Source organism: Siccibacter colletis (genome assembly GCF_025914095.1).
Taxonomy (GTDB): Bacteria; Pseudomonadota; Gammaproteobacteria; order Enterobacterales; family Enterobacteriaceae; genus Siccibacter; species Siccibacter colletis.
Window position 1 is genome coordinate 2155557 of record NZ_CP074352.1, and the last position, 16872, is coordinate 2172428.

Genomic DNA, 16872 nt, shown 5'->3' on the forward strand with positions numbered 1-16872 from the left:
TCACTCCTCCACTTTCAGCTGGATGCCAGCGGCGGCGCAGGCGTCTATAAACTTCATCTCACATTCAAGGCGGCAAACGTTGTAAATCGAGGCAAGGTCACTATTGTCGAATGAGTCATCAACGTATTTGGCGGCCGTTGCCCGAGGCGGAAGCTTCACGGTGAGCGTTCTGGCCTCAAGCTCTGCGATGCGCTGGCGCAGCTCGCGTCTACCTGTCGCCTGCACAGAGACGATTTCCCTACAGTCAACCAGCTTCTCATTCAGACTGGCTATGCGCTTCTCTGCTGCTTCCAGCTCATCCAGCAGCGCCAGCACTGTGGCGGGGTTGGCGGCTTCGTTAAACACGTTAACGGCGGCGATGTCTGCATCAAGCTGAGTGCCTTCATGCTGTGAAATATCGAAGATATCGTCTGCTGGCATAACGCTGAGCCGGTCATGCGATCCCTTCGCCTTCTCCGCCGCTTCACGCAGCGCCTGTTTGTCGATACTCATGCCGCACCTCCCTGGCGAAGCTGGGCGGCGAACCGCGGAGCCTGAGCGTCTCTCACAACTTCGATTGCGCGGGTAAATCCATCCTCATAGCATTTTTCATCCCGCACGCTATATGGACTGCCGAGAGTTTGAGCAAACAGTTCAACTGCTCTCGCGCCAGCTTCGTTTCGCACTTCAGCCAGGAAGGCGTCCGTGGCCGGGGTTTTAGGCCATCCTTTGCTCCTCAACGCAGGAGTAGTGCGATAGTCTTCCTTCAGCGCCGCATTCTCCGCAGCCAACGCCGCGCACTTTGCTTCCATCGCCGCATAGTCGTTGTAACGCACAACGTCAGTACAGAAACCTTCACCGACGATACGAGGCGATAAATCTTCGCTGTTTACAGTGTGAATTTTTACTTCGCTCATGCTGAAGCCTCCCCGATAGTGAAAGTCATGCATTCCAGTTTGTTTTTCTGCTTCTCGATAGATTTAATCTTCGCGGCACGGCGGCGCTCGCAATCAGCCAGAGCATCTTCTTGGGTCAGCCAAAAATCATTTCCGTGAGCGTATTGATGGAAATAACTGCCGGGGGCTTTGTACACGCACATCCCTTCACTCTCATTAACTTCCGCCATAACACGGAACGGCCCAGATGTAAGGGCGTATTTCGTCACGAAGACTTCGGTTAGCTTTGCCTCTTTCATGCTGATGCTCTCCCATATACCGTTAAAATTCGCTTCATCACAGGACTGTTGCGGCACTCAGCGCAGATAACGTTGATGCCGGTTAGCGGGCCGAACTTTGCTCGCTCTTCATCGGTGGTCAGGCGGTAGGTGTTGTCAGGCCATTTGCGGTGAACAACGACTGTTTCACCTTCTCGGGTCATGCGCTGTGCAGCTGACGTTACGATGCTTCGCTCAACGTTCATTGCGTCGTCCACTTCCTTAGTCCGGAACGTGCTGTGAGTTTTCATCCACAGCATGATTGCTTGTCTGCCTGTCATCAGAAGCCTCCTTTTTGCTTGGGCTTACTTTCTCTCTCAATAGCTCTGGTACGCGCCTGAACCTGGTCCGTGTCGTAAATCGCGCCGTTACGCTGCTCGCAGTACACGACACCGGAGTGACCGTGCCGGTTGAGGCGTAGCAACAATTCCGTTTCGCTCTGGTTCGCGTTTTCGTCGTATGCACCTTCGCGGTAGATTCCGATCCAGTAATCGCAGTCCTGCTCAATCTGCCCTGTATCGCGCGAGTCACTGGGAAGTGGGCGTTTGTTCTGTCGCTTCTCCAGTTCACGGTTGAGCTGAGTAAGCAGCACCACAACGCAGTCCAGCTCTTTAGCGAGGTTCTTGAGGCCTTTTGTGATAAGCCCATAAGCCAGGTCGTTACGGTCGGCCTTCTCGGCGCTCATTAGCGTCAGGTAGTCAACGAGAACCATTCCTACCTTGCCCTTCTCTCGCTTGATGCGGCGGGCTTCTGAGATGATGTGAGAGAGTGACGCCCCCGGGGTGTCGTCGATGAAAAGGTTGCCGGATTCAGCCATCTGCAGCGCCCGGGCGTTTGCATGAGCAAACTCATCCTGACTGTCTGCGCCACGGTAGAAGATGTCCGTATTGCAGCCAGATAGCTGGCCTATCATGCGTTCAAATATCTGCTTATCAGGCATTTCCAGGCTGAACATGATTGCCGGCAATTCTTCGTTCATCGCGCAGTTGATTGCGAGCTGGCTGTACAGCGTACTCTTGCCCATTTTTGGGCGAGCGCCGATAACCAGAAGGGATCCGCGTACCAGACCTTTCGGTTCAAGCATGTCATCGAGTGATTGAATGCCAGTGGAAAGGCCTCGCGATTTCTGCTGAGGGTCAAAGCGCCCTTCCAGCTCAACCAGCCAGTCTTCCATGACGTCCATCAGTGGACGTGCGCCACGTCGACTACCGGTCTTAGCGTGGTCAGTCATCTGGGTGAATATGGCCTGTACCGCTTCGTACTTCTCGGTTGCGCTCATTCCGTTCCGGGCGTAAAGCAGCTCGGTCGCTTCCGTCAGGCGCTGGATGCCGTAGCGCTCCATTGCTGTCTCCCGCACCCGGTAGGCATACGCGACGATGTTTGCGGCGCTGGGCGTGTTTTTGGAAAGCTCAGCGAGGTAGGCAAATCCGCCAACAGACTCGGTGAGTGATTTGTTTTCCAGTGCATCGAACAGCGTCAGCAGGTCTACAGGTTTCTGGTCGCGGTACATCGCTAGCATTTCGCTGTAAATCACCTGGTGAGCTCGGCTGTAGAACGATTCAGGCTTGAGTATTGCAAGCACCTGCTGAACGCGTGCGCTGCTGTCGTCGTCCAGCATGAGGCCGCCAAGTACGCTCTGCTCTGCCTCGGTGCTTTGCGGCTGCATCATGAATTCAGAGGTCATCACAGGCCCCCTCTCGCGTCTTAGCGTACACATCGACGTTCAGGAAGAATTCCAGGGACTTTTTCCGCCACGTCTTGCCGGTGCGCTGGTCTGGTCTGCTTTCCAGCATCCAGCGGCAGTTGGTGGCGATGTAGTTCAGATAGACTTCCCAGTCATTCAGAGTGAAGGGATGTCCATCCAGTTGCCGGGTAACTTTGCTGGCTTTTTGCCAGAAGGTTCGGATCAGGTTTCTTCGCTTGTCAGTCAGGATGTTTATCCCCTGTGCTTCAGGAAGAATCCTGCGGTAAGCATCGACCACCTGTTCGCAGCTGAGAGATGGTTTTTTCTGGTCTGGATTTTCTGAGGAAGATGCACTCTCTCTTACGTTAGTAAGAGAGTTATTATTTATATTATTGTTTATGGACAATCGTTGGACATCGCTTGGACAAACAGCGCTGAGAGGCGCATTTTTACAGGTGTTTGCGTTGGACATCTCTTGGACATTCGTTGGACAATTTTGAGACTGAAAATCGTCGTATTTCACGATGGTAATGAGGCTGAATTTCTTCTGCATAGAGGTGATTGTGATCATGCCTTTCGCCTCAAAACTACGCAGCAGACTCTTCACTTTGTTGTCCGGTATGAACGTCTCGCTGACCAGCGTAGGGCGACCTGTAATCATCTGCCCTCTGCCAACAGTCATTGCGCCGACATCGGTGTTAACTACTGCTTCATCGTGGTTCGCCTTGAGGATGAGATGCACCCACAAATGCACTGCCTGAGAGTCCTTGTAGAGACGGCTGTCCATGAACTGGCGGTGTATAGAGACAAACCCCATACCGGCTGCCTCCTGCTTGTTTACGCGGCTTTCTTGCGGCCGGTAGTCTGCTAACTTAACGACGCCCACGATTCACCCCCGATGTCGCCATTGCCAGGCGGATTACGCCAATTAAACGCTCCGCGAACGCTTTGTTCTTCGAAGCAGTGACAACAAGACCTTCGGGTGCATCCTGATGGCGACGCTCCTCATTTTCCTGGTGTTTCATACGGCTCTTTGCCATAATTACCTCCTGACATTTGTTGGCGAAACACAGTGTCTTAAGCGTCCAGACTGTTACCGCAGCTGGGCGCTTTCTCTTTTGTGAGTATCTCTGCGACCTGCTTTGCAAGACGCGCCATATCGTCATCCACTACGCCCCACTCCAGTACCGCGAGCAGCATTGAGAACTTCGGAAGCATGTCTGCTTTCCAACGTGTGATGCCTGACTTGTCCATCCCGATCGCCTTCGCGACGTTCGATGCGCCTTTCATTGCGATCTGATTCAGAATCCAGGATTCGATTTTTCGGGCCTGATTCTTGTTTCGTGTTGTTGTGTTCTCCATGAGAGAAAATTCCTGTTAGTTAAATTGGGTTTTGACGGTAATCGTCGATATGGGAATTCCCATATCGGATTAAATTCAACGAGTTACCGTCGCTTAAATTGGTTTCCAGATTGTTAAAGAGCGAGGTTCTTACGGGGCTTTGCTGTGCGGGAAAGGCTTAATCTCTTCAGCCTTAATTTTCCCGTCTGGCAGTCTGTTGATAAAAATCTGACGCCCAACCCTAATTGCCTTGCTGATTGCCGTCTGGTGTACACCGATAGCGTCAGCTGCTTTGGCCTGGCCGACCTCGCCAACAAACTCAGCTAAAGAAATCTTCATGTGGCTGCTCCTTTGAGTGCATAAACAAACAATACCAGAAGTATTACATAAAGCAATACCTGCGGTATTTTTAAAATATGAGCTTTGGTATTAATATTTGAAAATGGAAAAGAAAAAGATTCTCACCCCTGCTCAAGTGGCTGATTCACAGCGCCTCAAAGCCATTTACGAAGCGAAGAAGAAAGAACTGGGCATTACTCAGCAATCCATTGCGGATGCGCTGGATATCTCCCAGGGTGCTGTCGGCCACTATCTGAATGGAAGGAATGCTTTAAATACATCTGTAGCATCTGTATTTGCCAGAGTTCTTGGGGTTAGCGTTTCTGATTTCAGTCCCGCTCTAGCGAAAGATATATCTGATATGAGCTCGGTCGCGTCCGAAAATACTTCATTCGTCGGACATTATTCTCCTGGCTCAAAATACCCTGTTCTTAGCAAGGTTCAGGCTGGCGCGTGGTGTGAGGCTGTTGAGCCATACACCCTTAAAGATATCGACTTGTGGCTTGATTCTGATGCTCACATTCAGGGTGAAGCCTTCTGGCTGCAGGTAGATGGTGACTCCATGACTGCACCGGCAGGACTAAGCATCCCTGAGGGTGCATTCGTTTTGTTTGATACGGGTCGCGAGGCAATCAACGGAAGCCTGGTAATAGCAAAGCTATCTGATTCGAACGAGGCGACGTTTAAGAAGTTGGTGATCGACGGTGCCCAGAAGTACCTGAAGGGTCTTAACCCACAATGGCCTATGGTACCGGTGAATGGAAACTGTCGGATAATTGGGGTTGCTATAGAGACTAAGCTGCGGTTGGTGTGATAGCGGTCATCATTCAACACGATTGATGAAAATCATCATAAAGTTTGTATTCTTTTAGCCGATTTTAAGTGTATAAATATTATGCGCGCGCGATATAGAGATGTTTCCTTTCAAAGTCAATTAGTTCATAGCTAAATCGTGCTTATTGAGCGGAAATCGTCCAATTCGCATTGAAAACCGATTGGAGAGATCCTATATAAGGAGTATAGTTAGTGACCCAGAATTTTAGAGATGCTGTTAAAGTGACAGATGCAGAAGCCTCCTTTCAAGAAAGGCAACTGTATCAGGTTCAGATAGCTGTGAAGGCTTTGATTGATTTTGTTGTCACTAGCTTTGAAGAGTTGGGTATCGAAAAGCTGCATGAACTTGTTGACCCGTCACTTGATGAGGTTCATGAGATTATCCTTAAGCTTGATACCAAAGCCAAGCAGCTTGGCGCTCTTGACCTACAGCAGGTATTGCTTACTGCACAGATACTGATTCGTGACATTAAACAGAAAAACCCAGATCTGTGTGCACAAAGCTCCAAGATTCTCAAAGGGGCTATAATTTTTAAATAACTTTTGGATTAAACGAGGCACTGAGGAGACGTATATGAACAACCTCCACGCAATTTCTGAGATGCTTAAACTGGCTGGCCGTCTTAATGAAATCGTTGCAGAAATGCAGGCTCGCAAGGACATCATCCTTGCAGAAATGAACAAGAAAGCTGCGTAATCCAGCTTATTGCTCATACCAAACCCGGCCACCGTGCCGGGTTTTTCATTCCTAACCTATTGCCTCTCTCCCTTTCCGCACTATCTCCGCAGCATCCCTGTTTATGCCCTTACCTATCACGTTTCCAGTATCCCTGCGGTACTGCTCCAGCTTATCAATGATGGTTTGCTGCGTCACAGGAAGACCCGCAAGAGACAGTTCCATCACCGCCCTGCCGACCGTGTGAGCCATCATATTCAATCTTTCTTCATCTAGATCCATTGCAGCCCTCCTTGTTGATGTTTTTTTAGCATATCACCGGCATTTACAAAAATAAAAACACTTCAATTTCATATTCTTAGTATTAGACTGTGATTTATTAATACTGGCGGTATTGCTAAATATTAATACCGCTAGTATTGTTAACCCATCGAGACAACACATCGACAGCTGAGCGAAGTTAGCCAGCGCCAGACATGAGTCAGGCTGCTTCTTTAAAAAATTACACATTGCATCCGATGCTGAGCGAAGAGATTCGCGTAACTCAGTACCCCGCTATCTCCAGACGTTAAGGCGTCATGGCATACCGGGCGCGCGGCGGACAGGGTTGGATGCACCAAAGCTGAAATTCTTTGGGATTGGATGAATGAGCAGGCTGATGCTCGACCGATGTATTAACAGCGCCCATGGCAAGCCGTAACCAACCGGCGCCTCAAGACAGTGTCACTGGTGGTGCGGGCGCTCCAACCAGTAAGCCGGACTCTCATCCCGGCCATCCAATCGCCAAAGCATTTCGAAACTATACCAACCACCAACTAAAGAGAGCGTATGCGACGGCAGAGCTTAATCAACCAGAGTAAATAACTTTTGATCGGCGTGCTGCATCCATCGTGCAGCTGCGATGGTTCCCCCGGGTTTGCCGGGGGTTTCCACAGAATGGAATGTTTTGGGGTGTGGTGGCGGTGTCCTCAAGCGAGGTGCAACGCTAGCAGTGTGATAAGACCTGAAAACCGGCTGGGCAGATAGTTGTTTGCCAATACAGAAAAAAGGGCGTCAGGAAGTAAGTGAGAGTGGCGACTCAGTGCCGACACCACACCGCCAAAGCATTTCGCGTTAATAACAACTTTGAGGTGAGGCAATGGGAAGGAAGTTTAAGGTTTACCTGGATTCTGGGGCTAACATCCACAGTCGCTATGAGGCGGAGGTTGACCTGGATGAGCTCGGTATTGAGTCAGATGAATGGGATCAAATGACGCAGAAAGAGCGCGATGAAACCATGAAAGAAATCGCATGGGAAAGAATGGATTGGGGCTACAAAGAAATTGAATAGGTCGCTTATGCGGCCTTTTTTGCGGGTAACTACAGAGGGTAAGGGTATGGAAGTTGAATGGCATAAAACATCGGATATCCCGGATATCAAACGAGGCGATGACATCAAGGTGTGGGGGCTGGTCGATTTTTATCGCTATCAATTCAAGTGGGGTGCTACTGGTCAGGTTGGTAAGGCGACTAGGGATGCAATCTTAGAAAAGATTGATCGTCGCGTTGTAGAACTAAGATTTTCAAACGCTGCGGCCACTGAAGCCGAGCTCTCATATTTTCATGATGAGGGGCAGTGGCCTGATGGATCGCCGGGATGGCTTGATGACTGGCTAACTGAAAATGCTGAATTTGTGGGCACTCACGGATTTTATAACGAATATCCTGAAGAAGGTCGCATGTACTGGGAGCATTTTGAAAAGAACGATGCTGGCCAGCTGCAAATAACCAATCGCTGGAATGAAACAGAAGTTCCAGACCGAATTCTCCTAGCATGGGCCAAATTTGAACGCCCTCCAGTGCCAGAAAAGCTTCCATGAATTTCGAACTAACCCGCTCCGGCGGGTTTTTTATCGCCCATACCTCACCGCATTTACGAGTGCGGTCAGTTATGACGCGGCTATCCACCGCAATTATCGCAAGAGCGCGATGTCAGGTTTTATCAACGTTCGGCGGCGCGGCCTGAAGCGCAGGAGATGATTATGGAAAACGACCATACAAAACCGGCATTCCCTACGATTGAAGCGAATCACTTTAAAGACTACTCAGACCCCGGAATGACGCTTCGTGACTACTTCGCAGCTAAGGCTATGCAAGCAATTGTCGACGTAGGTCATAGCCCGGAGTTGTTCGCTAATCACGCATATAAAATTGCTGACGCAATGCTCCGCGCCCGGGAGGCATCATGACAGTAACCCACAACGGCAAGCAGTACACCGTCACTCAGGTCGCTTCACGCTATCTGTGGCAGCTGGTAGAAGTCGATGCGCCCCGCAGCAAGCTAACACTGAATCGCCAGCAGATGATTTTGGCCGGCTTCGCTCACATCGTGGAGAAAGCAGCATGACAGCGCATCATTACGGTACGCAGGAAGTTAATCGTGGTGCGGTTCAGCCCGGAATGCTCGTTAAGCACAAAGACAGCGTCTGGACTGCGTCGGCTAACTCACGCGGCAAGCTGTTTCTGCATCGCGGCGTTGAACGCACATACACAAAAGAGCTGCTTGTCGTCGTCTATCTCGATGGGCGTGGGAACGGGCTGAGTCATTGAGGAGATGATGATGGATAAATTCGAAGGAACGCCAGCACCGTGGTTTGTATCACCAAAAAAGAATATCGAAGTTACTGGTGATATGAATGTTATTCAGACTAACGGATCAAACTGTCTTGGATACCACATTGCCTACGCATGCGGCTGGACGGATGACTCATCGACAAGCATCGAGGCTACCAAGAACGCGCAGCTCATTGCCGCCGCCCCTGAATTGCTGGAAGAGTTAATCGAGACGCACGCAGCGCTCTGCTTTACGCCTGATTACATCGGCTCTCTTCGTTATGAAAGAAACAAAGCAGCCATCGCCAAAGCACTCGGCAAGTAATCCCCTACCCCACATCAACACCGGCAGCCATTACGCGGCGGCCTCTGCACATTCAAATTCAGGAGGATGCATGTCTGCATATCTCGTTCAGGAACGCATCGAGGCACAGCGCTGGAGCAATCACCAGGCGACTGTTGAGCGCGACGCGTGGATTGATGCCCGGGCGCAGGAAATTATCTCGCTGTTCCCGGATGAACCAACGCGCATGGGCTGCTTCACATTACCTCGCGAGGCACTTTCAGCGATGCTTGGTGACGAGTCCAAAGAGGCCTATAACGACTATGTGTCCGCCATCGCTTATATCCGCGCAGAGAAAGAATGGGATCGCCTGTATCCCACCTGCCCTTTCTGATTAAACAAGGTTCATTTATGAGCGCCAACATTATCGAATTCGTGCGTCAGCAAGAGCCGCTATTTTGCGGCGCTCTTACTGACCAGAGTATTACCTGGGCTAAAGAAAGCCAGTTTGCCATTCAGCTCTTCCAGAAAAATGACTTCCTCGCGAAGACGGCAATCAACAATCCAATCAGTGCACAGAACGCAATCATCAACGTGGCCGCCATCGGTATCACGCTTAACCCAGCAAGCAAACTGGCCTATTTGGTTCCTCGTGATGGCATGGTGTGTCTCGATATCAGCTATATGGGCCTTCTTCATCTGGCTCAGGCTACAGGTTCAATCAAGTGGGGCCAGTGCAAACTGGTCTACTCAAACGATACCTACGAGTCTAACGGCCTCGATACTGCGCCGACCCATAAATATAACGCCTTCGGTGACCGCGGCGCAGTTGTCGGCGGTTACTGCACGGTGAAAACCCCGGATGGTGATTATCTGACGGAAGAGATGAGCCTTGCAGAGATTAAGGCTACCGAAGCAACCAGCAAAGCCAAGAATGGCCCATGGAAGAACTTCTGGGAGGAGATGGCGAGGAAGACAATCGTTAAGCGAGCCAGCAAGTACTGGCCCCGCGCAGAACGCCTGGATAACGCAATCCACGTCATCAATGAAGATGAGGGAATTCATCAGGAGCCGGTTATGGCTCACACGACAGAAAGCGAAGTAATCCTTTCGGAAGAACAGCGAAAGCAGGAGTTGCATGAAAGGGTATCGGATCTGTGTGATGAGATGGAGCGCGCTGAAACCATGCACGATCTGAAAATTCACTTCCAGTCGGCCTACAAGATGACAGCAGGCATGAAGCTGCAGCAAAACGTTCAGGCCATTTATAGCGAATGCAAAATGAAGTTTGACGAGGTGACTCAATGACAGCCCTTTATCAAATCGCGAATGATTTCGCCAAGCTGACTGATTCTGGCATGGAGCCGGAAATTATCGCCGACACTCTTGATGGCATTGAATGGGAGCTGGAAGCAAAGGTTGAGCAGATTCTCGCTATTTGCAAAAACGAATCCGCGTATGCCGAGGCGCTGAAGGAAGAGAGTAAGCGCCTTGCTGAACGAGCTAAAGCAGCAGAGAACCGCGTGGCGAGCATGAAGGAGTATGTTGCCACTTCCCTCGAAACCGCAGGGAAAAAATCACTTAAGGCGGGCATCCATCAGGTAACGGTCCGTGCGCCTTCGAAGTCGGTAGACATTATCGACGCCTCGTCTCTACCACCCCAGTTCGTCGAATATGACACCGTCATCAAGCCTGACAAACTGGCAATCAAGCACCAACTTGAAGCTGGCGTTGATGTGCCTGGCGCAGTGATTAAATTAGGCAAGCCTGCGCTGATAATTAAGTGAGGCATCATGAAAAAACTCCCCTTCTATCGCCGGCCTGGCAGGGTCGGTAAGTTCACAGGCCTTAAAGAGCGCATGGTATGGCAGCTATCTAAAGGCCCATTAACCGGTACGGAGCTGTGCGCGATTTTCGGCTACTCCATCGCTGAATTTAACAAGGTTGTTGGTAAGTACATAGGCGTCGGGAAAGTCGTGAGTATCTCTGCAACCGAGTGGTTTATCCGTGACGACGGAACGCGTGACCGAATCTATCAGGTTGAGAAGAAGGCGAAATTGGTGGTGCCTCGCGGGCGATCTCAGGTGTTCACGAGGAATACGCTGCTCAACGTTGACCCGGACAAGAGAAAGGCATGCATCGATAAAGCATCTAAGCGAGCTGGCTTCATCAAAGCCGGTCTCTACTTCGACGAGCTGGAGTCAGCGATATGAAATCGTGGACGCTACTCCACCGAATCACCAGGTCGCTATCGCGGCCTTTTTTATTGCTGGCTTTCACCTTCAACCGAATTAACCGACAGTTCGCGGAGTGAATATGGAAGATTTTAAAGGCACTAAAGCTAATTGGTCATATAGCAAAGAGACCGGAACAATTCGCGGTGATGGTGGCCTTCTCGCTGAGTTACTGATTAATGGTTCCGAAGGCGATAACGGCACGCTCATGGCCGCAGCGCCGGATTTACTGGAAGCGCTTCAATCCCTGCTCGACAACTATAAGCAGCTCGCTGATTCAGGCGATGCCGGTAACTGGCGGCTAGAAGATGAGCCTGCCGGAAAGAAGGCGCTGCATGCCATCAACAAAGCCCTCGGTAAGGAGTAGCCATGGACATCATTGATACCGCAGCAGAGATTGAAGAGCTTCAGCGTAACGCTGCCCTTTCCGCTCACCGCATCGACAGAAACGCAGTATCAGCTGAGCATTGCGTGGATTGTGGCGAGGATATCCCTGCTCCCAGACGCGCTGCCGTTCCCGGTTGTAAGACTTGTGCAGAGTGCCAGAGAATCCTAGAAATGAAGAGTATACATACTCTGCGGCTAGAAAAACGTAACGGACTAAGGTTTACTGAAAGGTAGTATTTTACTGATATAAGAGGTTTTAAAATGAGCAACGCTTCTGCGCCAGAAGTATTAATGGGATACGAGCTTATAAAGGGCTTTGTTTTTCCGGTTGTTTTGGCAACCATTGCTGCTTATTACTCGGCACGCTTAGCGTTAAAAAAATTTTACAAGGAAAAGTGGTGGGAAAAAAGACTCGAAGCATTCACGCAGATCATAGATATTTCTTACAGAATCAAAATGACTAACGATTATTTTCGCAACTGCGAATATGATAAAAAAAACCTTGCAGAATTATCATTTAGACGGCATCCCGCCTCTATAGAAAAGGAGCTAACTATTGAATACTGGAAGGATTTACAAGAGCTTGAGAGGATTTCACAACTAGCATCCTTTACTCTGACAGACACGGCATCACAGATACTTAATGAATACATTATTTCACGAAAGGATTTAGTTAAGGAAGATGAAGAAGGTCTGGTGGATTCTTTAATGGCAGAAGATAAACACTATGAATTAAGTGAAAAGCTTCTGAGTTCATTAGTTTCAGAAGCAAAAAAAGAACTGAGATGTTAGCCAGGATTATTAATTGACAATCATTTCATTGTAATAATTTTAATCATTATCCCACTTTGCCGGCCACTGTGTCGGCTTCTTTTTGCCCGGAGGAAACCATGAGTGAAGTTGTTCTGTTGATGCCTAACAAATGGCTATCCGAGGAAAAGCTGATCGCCGTTACTGGCCTGCGCCCCGGTACCATCAGCCGCGCCCGACGAGAGTCATGGATGCAGGGACGCGAGTACATTCATTTTTCACCAGACGGTGAGCCAAAGCCGAACAGTGAGTGCCTGTATAACCGCGAGGCTATCAATGAATGGATTGAGCGTCAGGCAAGTAAACAGCCTGGTGCTCAGATTGCCTTAAAGGGTTAAGCTTATGGCGCTCTTGGACGCAGGAGGAAATATGGCGAAGTCAGCCTATCCAACAGGCGTTGAAAACCATGGTGGGAGCATCCGCATATGGTTCATGTACAAAGGAACAAGGGTTAGGGAAAACCTCGGGGTGCCGGACACGCCCAAAAACAGAAAGATGGCTGGCGAGCTCAGGTCATCGGTCTGCTATGAAATAAAGACAGGAAATTTCGACTACCCTGCCCGCTTCCCGGATTCTCCTAACCTATCGCGCTTTGGCGAAGAGATGAGGCAGATTACAGTCGGTGAGCTGTGCAAAAGGTGGATCGACCTTAAGACGATGGAGATATCGAACAACACGCTCGACAGATATAAATCCATCATCAAGTGCATGCTTCCGAGGCTGGGAGAGACCAAGCTGGCTTCAGCTGTCACTTACGAGGATTTGCTGCTAATCAGAAAGGAATTGCTGACCGGTTATCAGGATATGAAGCGATGGCAGAAATCTCCAGTGAAGGGGCGAAGTGTACCGACCGTGAACAGCTACATGAAGATTATCCATGGCATGTTCCAGTTCGGCATGGCAAGTGGCTACATCCAGAAGAATCCCTTCCATGGGATAACTGCGCTCAAGCGTTCGAGGTCTGAGCCAGATCCACTAACCAGGGATGAGTTCTTGAGGTTCGTCGATGCATGCCATCACGATCAGATTAAGAACTTCTGGTCACTGGCTGTTTATACCGGCATGCGACATGGAGAACTTTGCGGCCTGGCATGGGAGGACATCGACCTTACTGCTGGCACAATAACGGTGAGAAGGAATCACACCGTGGTGAAGGAGTTTACCCTCCCCAAGACGGATGCAGGTACTGACAGGGTTATCCACCTCATAGGACCAGCTGTTGATGTACTGAAAAGTCAGGCGCTATATAGCCGTGTCGGGCGGCAGTATGAAATAGAAGTGAAGATGAGGGAGTACGGGAGAGCTGAAATACATCCATGTACCTTCGTGTTCAACCCGAGCATGACCACGCGCAATTCAGTTGCGGGCCATTACTCGGTAGGTTCGATCAATAAGATTTGGGATAAGGTGATGAAGCGTGCCGGCCTCAGACATCGCAAAGCTTATCAGTCGCGTCACACATATGCATGCTGGTCACTTACAGCTGGAGCTAATCCTAACTTTATCGCCAGTCAGATGGGTCATGCAAACGCGCAGATGGTTTATCAGGTTTATGGTGCCTGGATGTCGGATAACAACTCGGAACAGATCGCACTTCTGAACCAGAAATTATCCGACTTTGCCCCACCCATGCCCCACGCGGTTAGATCATCGGCAGGATAGTTTGTTATTTCAGTAAGTTAAGTAGACGTATGCTCCATACTGCGCAGGTGGCGATTGTCGTCCGCGGCCTCGCGTGCGCACAGGGTCACCAGCTTGCCGTCTTCGTCCTGATAGACATGGGCCGGAAACAGCGTGGCCCCGGCGCGCTCGCCGCAAAACTCCACGTTCATGATCGACTGCTGGGGGATATTGAGCGCGAAGGAGGTATCCAGGCGCAGGATGCCGCCGTTGCGAAACTCGATAGTGGCGAATACCGCATCTTCCACGCTGAAGGTTGTCGGGTCCCAGACGCCAAACTGGCCGCTGCTTTTACGGTTACCGATGCGCTGGAAGCTGTGCGCGCTGACGCGCCGCACCGCCGGAAATCCCAGCACGTACATGGCGGCATCCAGCATATGAATACCGATATCAATCAGCGGCCCGCCACCGGAGAGGGTTTTGCTGGTAAACACGCCCCAGCCCGGCACGCCGCAGCGGCGCAGCGCTCTGGCGATGGTGACATACACTTCGCCCAGCACGCCCGCCTGCACCTGCTCACGCAGCAGCAGGGCATCGAGCGCGAACCGGTGGTGGAAATCGTAGGCCAGCACGCGCCCGGCATGGCGCGCCGCGCGCCGCATGGTATCCGCTTCCTCAACGGTCATCGCCGGCGGCTTTTCACACATCACGTGACAGCCGGCGGCCAGCGCCTGCATGACGTGTTCATAGTGAAAACGGTTTGGGGAACAGACGCTGACCACATCGGGTCGCGCCGTTGCAAGCATTGCCTGCACGTCGGTGCAGGCCAGGGGAATACCGTAGCGCCCGGCAAACTGCTGCGCCTGTGCTTCGCTACTGTCGCACACCGCGACCATCTGCAGATCGTCGCGGGTGCGGTAGTACGCGGCATGCACCTTGTCAGCGACCTGTCCGGCGCCGATTATCGCCACGCGAAGCGGGGACGATGGGGTTGCATTCATGTGCTCGCGGCCTCTCAGCAGTCACGTAAATAAGCCAGCGACTGGCGGTACGCCTGAGCCGGGTCATCCGCGCGTATGCGGCACTCGTAGACCACATAGCCGCTGTAGCCGTCCTGGCGGAGCTGGTCAAACAGCGCATGGAAATCGAGCGCGCCGCTGCCCGGCTGGTAGCGATGGTTGTCTGCGATATGCACGTGGCCCAGCAGGTCGCGATTGGCATGCAGCGCCCCGGCGATGCTGTCCTCTTCAATATTCATGTGGTAGAAATCACCGATGATTTTTACCTGCTGCAGCCCGCCCTCCTCGATGTAACGACGCGCATCCGCCAGGGTGTTGATCATGTGATCCTGGTAGCGGTTCAGCGGTTCGAGAAACACCGTCGTGCCGGTGCGCGCTGCCACCTGGTCCAGATAGCGCAGCGAGTCGCTCACCGCCTTCCGATCCCCGGCCAGGCTGCGAGGTGAGGTCATCGGCGGCAAACGGAACGTAAACATCCCCCAGGCCGCAGGCACCACGATGCCCTTGCCGCCGACTTCCGCCAGCGCGTCGAGGATGCAGGTGATTTGCGCCAGACCGTTCAGACGACGCTCCTCAATAAAATCCCCGATCCAGCCGTCATACCCGCCGCAGGCGGTCGTCACGGGTAAACCGGTCTCTTTTATTGCTGCTTTGACCTCGTCGAGATGGTCCACCAGCAGCCTGCCGTCGATTTCGTAGCCGTCAAAGCCCATAGCCTTGATATAGCGAAACTTTTCCAGAATATTTTCCGGGAAAAAAGCCTGATTTTGCGTTGCGATTTTCATGGTCATTTCATCCTTGATTAAAACGTCACACCCATCTTGATGCTCAGCTCGGGGTGCTGGTCCACGTACTTCATATAGCTTTCAGGGCTGCTGGCGAAGCTGACGATGGGATCAATCAGATCTTCACAGTTGAGGTAGCCGTTCATCAGCAGCGTCCAGCAGGTGTCTTCGATGCGTTTGCGATTCCAGCGCGGATAATCCGGGTTCGGCTCGCTGCAGGCGCGGGAGAAAACAATCTTCGCGTTGTTGAAGTGCGCCTCGCGCCCAAAATTGAGGCTGGTAAACGGCTTGGCAAACGCCACGTAAGAGATGGTGCCGCCGTACGCCAGGCCGCGCAGCGCGGACTGCAGCGCATCGCTGTGTCCGCTGGTTTCAATGATGCTGTCTGCCCCCTGCTTGCCGCTGAGGGTTTTGATCTCCAGACCAACATCGGTGCCGATCGGATTCAGGCAGACATCCGCCCCGTGACGACGGGCGATATCGCAGCGGTGAGCGATGGGGTCCACGCCAATCACCAGCGCCGCGCCGGCTTTTTTCGCCAGCTGAATGGCTATCTGGCCGATGGCACCCAGTCCGATCACCACCACGACATCGCCGACGCGCACACTGGCATCGCGCACGCCGCTCATGGCGAACTGTGCCGGGTCATAGCACACCGCGTTTTGCCACAGCGCCCCCTGCGGCATCTTGCGCAGCTTGTAGTTGTTGATACCGTTGACGATCACCGTCTCCTGCAACGGGCCGTAGGTGCAAACCCGTTCGCCGATGCGATACTCAGTGACGTCTTTGCCGACCTCGACGATATCCCCCACTACCATGTTGCCGAGCTGGAACTTACCAAATTCAATGCCGCGCGCCGTTCCCTCCGGACGCGGGCGGAACAGCTGCCACTCGCTGTTAAACTCTTCGTCGATAAACGGACTGGCGGCGCGAAAATCCACCACTTCGGTGCCGTGTTTTGGCGCGCCAAAACGCACCTGGATTTTCACTTCCCCTGCCGCGACAGGACGATCCTCATACTCCACCAGCGCGGCCACGCGCGGTGCTGTGGCAATTAACTTCTTCATCATTTCTCC

The 16872-nt window shown here is 51.7% G+C and carries 30 protein-coding genes and 1 pseudogene; 18 read left to right on the top strand and 13 right to left on the bottom strand.

The genetic code is table 11. The annotated features are described in order from the left end of the window. The 9 genes from KFZ77_RS10365 to KFZ77_RS10405 all read right to left on the bottom strand — a co-directional run bounded on the left by KFZ77_RS10365 (position 1) and on the right by KFZ77_RS10405 (position 4556). Entirely contained in the window at positions 1–492 is a 492-nt protein-coding gene (locus KFZ77_RS10365) for an ead/Ea22-like family protein (protein ID WP_264384120.1), read from the bottom strand. Beyond that, positions 489–896 carry a hypothetical protein gene (locus KFZ77_RS10370; protein ID WP_264384121.1) on the bottom strand — a complete coding sequence of 136 codons (408 nt, stop codon included), beginning with the start codon at positions 894–896 and terminating at the stop codon, positions 489–491. Before KFZ77_RS10370 ends, KFZ77_RS10365 begins: the two co-directional genes overlap by 4 nt. Then, the gene (locus KFZ77_RS10375; protein ID WP_264384122.1) at positions 893–1174 is read right to left on the bottom strand and encodes a hypothetical protein; all 282 of its coding nucleotides are present in this window, start codon (positions 1172–1174) and stop codon (positions 893–895) included. Before KFZ77_RS10375 ends, KFZ77_RS10370 begins: the two co-directional genes overlap by 4 nt. Continuing rightward, positions 1171–1473: a protein ren gene (locus tag KFZ77_RS10380; RefSeq protein WP_264384123.1), complete on the bottom strand. Its 303-nt coding sequence runs from the start codon at positions 1471–1473 to the stop codon at positions 1171–1173. Before KFZ77_RS10380 ends, KFZ77_RS10375 begins: the two co-directional genes overlap by 4 nt. Then, on the bottom strand, positions 1473–2876 hold the full coding sequence (locus KFZ77_RS10385) for a DnaB-like helicase C-terminal domain-containing protein (RefSeq protein ID WP_264384124.1): 1404 nt from the start codon (positions 2874–2876) through the stop codon (positions 1473–1475). The genes KFZ77_RS10380 and KFZ77_RS10385 overlap by 1 nt, the downstream gene beginning before the upstream one ends. After that, on the bottom strand, positions 2866–3762 hold the full coding sequence (locus KFZ77_RS10390) for a DNA replication protein (protein WP_264384125.1): 897 nt from the start codon (positions 3760–3762) through the stop codon (positions 2866–2868). The genes KFZ77_RS10385 and KFZ77_RS10390 overlap by 11 nt, the downstream gene beginning before the upstream one ends. Next, a complete protein-coding gene (locus tag KFZ77_RS10395; protein WP_264384126.1) occupies positions 3749–3916 on the bottom strand; it encodes a hypothetical protein in 168 nt (55 codons plus the stop codon). The genes KFZ77_RS10390 and KFZ77_RS10395 overlap by 14 nt, the downstream gene beginning before the upstream one ends. A 37-nt stretch (positions 3917–3953) precedes the next feature. Beyond that, complete coding sequence (locus tag KFZ77_RS10400; RefSeq protein ID WP_264384127.1) at positions 3954–4238, bottom strand: lambda phage CII family protein; 285 nt, start codon at positions 4236–4238, stop codon at positions 3954–3956. A gap of 129 nt (positions 4239–4367) precedes the next feature. Then, positions 4368–4556 (bottom strand): Cro/CI family transcriptional regulator, encoded by a 189-nt coding sequence (locus KFZ77_RS10405; protein WP_032619413.1) that lies wholly within the window; start codon positions 4554–4556, stop codon positions 4368–4370. 103 nt (positions 4557–4659) lie between these two features. On the opposite strand from KFZ77_RS10405, the gene KFZ77_RS10410 reads away from it, so the two are divergent. The 3 genes from KFZ77_RS10410 to KFZ77_RS10420 all read left to right on the top strand — a co-directional run bounded on the left by KFZ77_RS10410 (position 4660) and on the right by KFZ77_RS10420 (position 6087). Continuing rightward, on the top strand, positions 4660–5370 hold the full coding sequence (locus KFZ77_RS10410) for a LexA family protein (protein ID WP_264384128.1): 711 nt from the start codon (positions 4660–4662) through the stop codon (positions 5368–5370). A 212-nt stretch (positions 5371–5582) separates the two neighbouring features. Next, positions 5583–5930 (top strand): hypothetical protein, encoded by a 348-nt coding sequence (locus KFZ77_RS10415; protein ID WP_264384129.1) that lies wholly within the window; start codon positions 5583–5585, stop codon positions 5928–5930. A 34-nt stretch (positions 5931–5964) separates the two neighbouring features. Further along, positions 5965–6087 carry a hypothetical protein gene (locus tag KFZ77_RS10420; protein ID WP_264384130.1) on the top strand — a complete coding sequence of 41 codons (123 nt, stop codon included), beginning with the start codon at positions 5965–5967 and terminating at the stop codon, positions 6085–6087. Between the two features lie 51 nt (positions 6088–6138). Here KFZ77_RS10420 and KFZ77_RS10425 read toward each other — a convergent pair whose 3' ends face one another. After that, positions 6139–6348, bottom strand: a complete 210-nt coding sequence (locus KFZ77_RS10425) for a hypothetical protein (protein WP_264384131.1) — start codon at positions 6346–6348, stop codon at positions 6139–6141. 856 nt (positions 6349–7204) lie between these two features. Here KFZ77_RS10425 and KFZ77_RS10430 point away from each other — a divergent pair. The 15 genes from KFZ77_RS10430 to KFZ77_RS10500 all read left to right on the top strand — a co-directional run bounded on the left by KFZ77_RS10430 (position 7205) and on the right by KFZ77_RS10500 (position 14034). Next, entirely contained in the window at positions 7205–7396 is a 192-nt protein-coding gene (locus tag KFZ77_RS10430) for a DUF7167 family protein (RefSeq protein WP_264384132.1), read from the top strand. A 46-nt stretch (positions 7397–7442) separates the two neighbouring features. Continuing rightward, positions 7443–7925 carry a hypothetical protein gene (locus tag KFZ77_RS10435; protein ID WP_264384133.1) on the top strand — a complete coding sequence of 161 codons (483 nt, stop codon included), beginning with the start codon at positions 7443–7445 and terminating at the stop codon, positions 7923–7925. A 162-nt stretch (positions 7926–8087) separates the two neighbouring features. Beyond that, positions 8088–8294, top strand: coding sequence for a hypothetical protein (locus KFZ77_RS10440; RefSeq protein ID WP_035891763.1), 207 nt, complete (start codon positions 8088–8090; stop codon positions 8292–8294). Continuing rightward, the gene (locus tag KFZ77_RS10445) at positions 8291–8452 is read left to right on the top strand and encodes a hypothetical protein (protein ID WP_264384134.1); all 162 of its coding nucleotides are present in this window, start codon (positions 8291–8293) and stop codon (positions 8450–8452) included. The genes KFZ77_RS10440 and KFZ77_RS10445 overlap by 4 nt, the downstream gene beginning before the upstream one ends. Continuing rightward, positions 8449–8655, top strand: a complete 207-nt coding sequence (locus KFZ77_RS10450) for a phage encoded cell division inhibitor protein (RefSeq protein WP_031524541.1) — start codon at positions 8449–8451, stop codon at positions 8653–8655. Before KFZ77_RS10445 ends, KFZ77_RS10450 begins: the two co-directional genes overlap by 4 nt. Before the next feature lie 10 nt (positions 8656–8665). Then, positions 8666–8983: a hypothetical protein gene (locus KFZ77_RS10455; RefSeq protein ID WP_264384135.1), complete on the top strand. Its 318-nt coding sequence runs from the start codon at positions 8666–8668 to the stop codon at positions 8981–8983. Between the two features lie 70 nt (positions 8984–9053). Beyond that, a complete protein-coding gene (gene gamL, locus KFZ77_RS10460; RefSeq protein ID WP_264384136.1) occupies positions 9054–9335 on the top strand; it encodes a host nuclease inhibitor GamL in 282 nt (93 codons plus the stop codon). A gap of 17 nt (positions 9336–9352) precedes the next feature. Next, positions 9353–10249: a RecT family recombinase gene (locus KFZ77_RS10465; protein WP_264384137.1), complete on the top strand. Its 897-nt coding sequence runs from the start codon at positions 9353–9355 to the stop codon at positions 10247–10249. After that, positions 10246–10728, top strand: a complete 483-nt coding sequence (locus KFZ77_RS10470) for a siphovirus Gp157 family protein (protein WP_264384138.1) — start codon at positions 10246–10248, stop codon at positions 10726–10728. The genes KFZ77_RS10465 and KFZ77_RS10470 overlap by 4 nt, the downstream gene beginning before the upstream one ends. Before the next feature lie 6 nt (positions 10729–10734). Next, the gene (locus tag KFZ77_RS10475; protein ID WP_264384139.1) at positions 10735–11154 is read left to right on the top strand and encodes a regulator; all 420 of its coding nucleotides are present in this window, start codon (positions 10735–10737) and stop codon (positions 11152–11154) included. A gap of 103 nt (positions 11155–11257) precedes the next feature. Further along, positions 11258–11542, top strand: coding sequence for a hypothetical protein (locus KFZ77_RS10480; RefSeq protein ID WP_264384140.1), 285 nt, complete (start codon positions 11258–11260; stop codon positions 11540–11542). Between the two features lie 2 nt (positions 11543–11544). Continuing rightward, complete coding sequence (locus KFZ77_RS10485; protein WP_264384141.1) at positions 11545–11796, top strand: TraR/DksA family transcriptional regulator; 252 nt, start codon at positions 11545–11547, stop codon at positions 11794–11796. A 27-nt stretch (positions 11797–11823) separates the two neighbouring features. Continuing rightward, positions 11824–12354, top strand: a complete 531-nt coding sequence (locus KFZ77_RS10490; protein ID WP_264384142.1) for a hypothetical protein — start codon at positions 11824–11826, stop codon at positions 12352–12354. A 98-nt stretch (positions 12355–12452) separates the two neighbouring features. After that, positions 12453–12710 carry an excisionase family protein gene (locus KFZ77_RS10495; RefSeq protein WP_264384143.1) on the top strand — a complete coding sequence of 86 codons (258 nt, stop codon included), beginning with the start codon at positions 12453–12455 and terminating at the stop codon, positions 12708–12710. 31 nt (positions 12711–12741) lie between these two features. Further along, a complete protein-coding gene (locus tag KFZ77_RS10500; protein ID WP_264384144.1) occupies positions 12742–14034 on the top strand; it encodes a tyrosine-type recombinase/integrase in 1293 nt (430 codons plus the stop codon). Positions 14035–14066: 32 nt separating this feature from the next. On the opposite strand, the pseudogene KFZ77_RS10505 reads toward KFZ77_RS10500, so the two are convergent. The 3 genes and pseudogenes from KFZ77_RS10505 to KFZ77_RS10515 form a co-directional block, all read right to left on the bottom strand. Further along, positions 14067–14993, bottom strand: a pseudogene (locus KFZ77_RS10505) (Gfo/Idh/MocA family protein); the annotation flags it as partial. A 14-nt stretch (positions 14994–15007) separates the two neighbouring features. Beyond that, positions 15008–15796: a sugar phosphate isomerase/epimerase family protein gene (locus tag KFZ77_RS10510; protein WP_264384145.1), complete on the bottom strand. Its 789-nt coding sequence runs from the start codon at positions 15794–15796 to the stop codon at positions 15008–15010. Positions 15797–15813: 17 nt separating this feature from the next. Further along, on the bottom strand, positions 15814–16863 hold the full coding sequence (locus KFZ77_RS10515; protein ID WP_031524562.1) for a zinc-binding dehydrogenase: 1050 nt from the start codon (positions 16861–16863) through the stop codon (positions 15814–15816). Positions 16864–16872 lie beyond the last annotated feature (9 nt).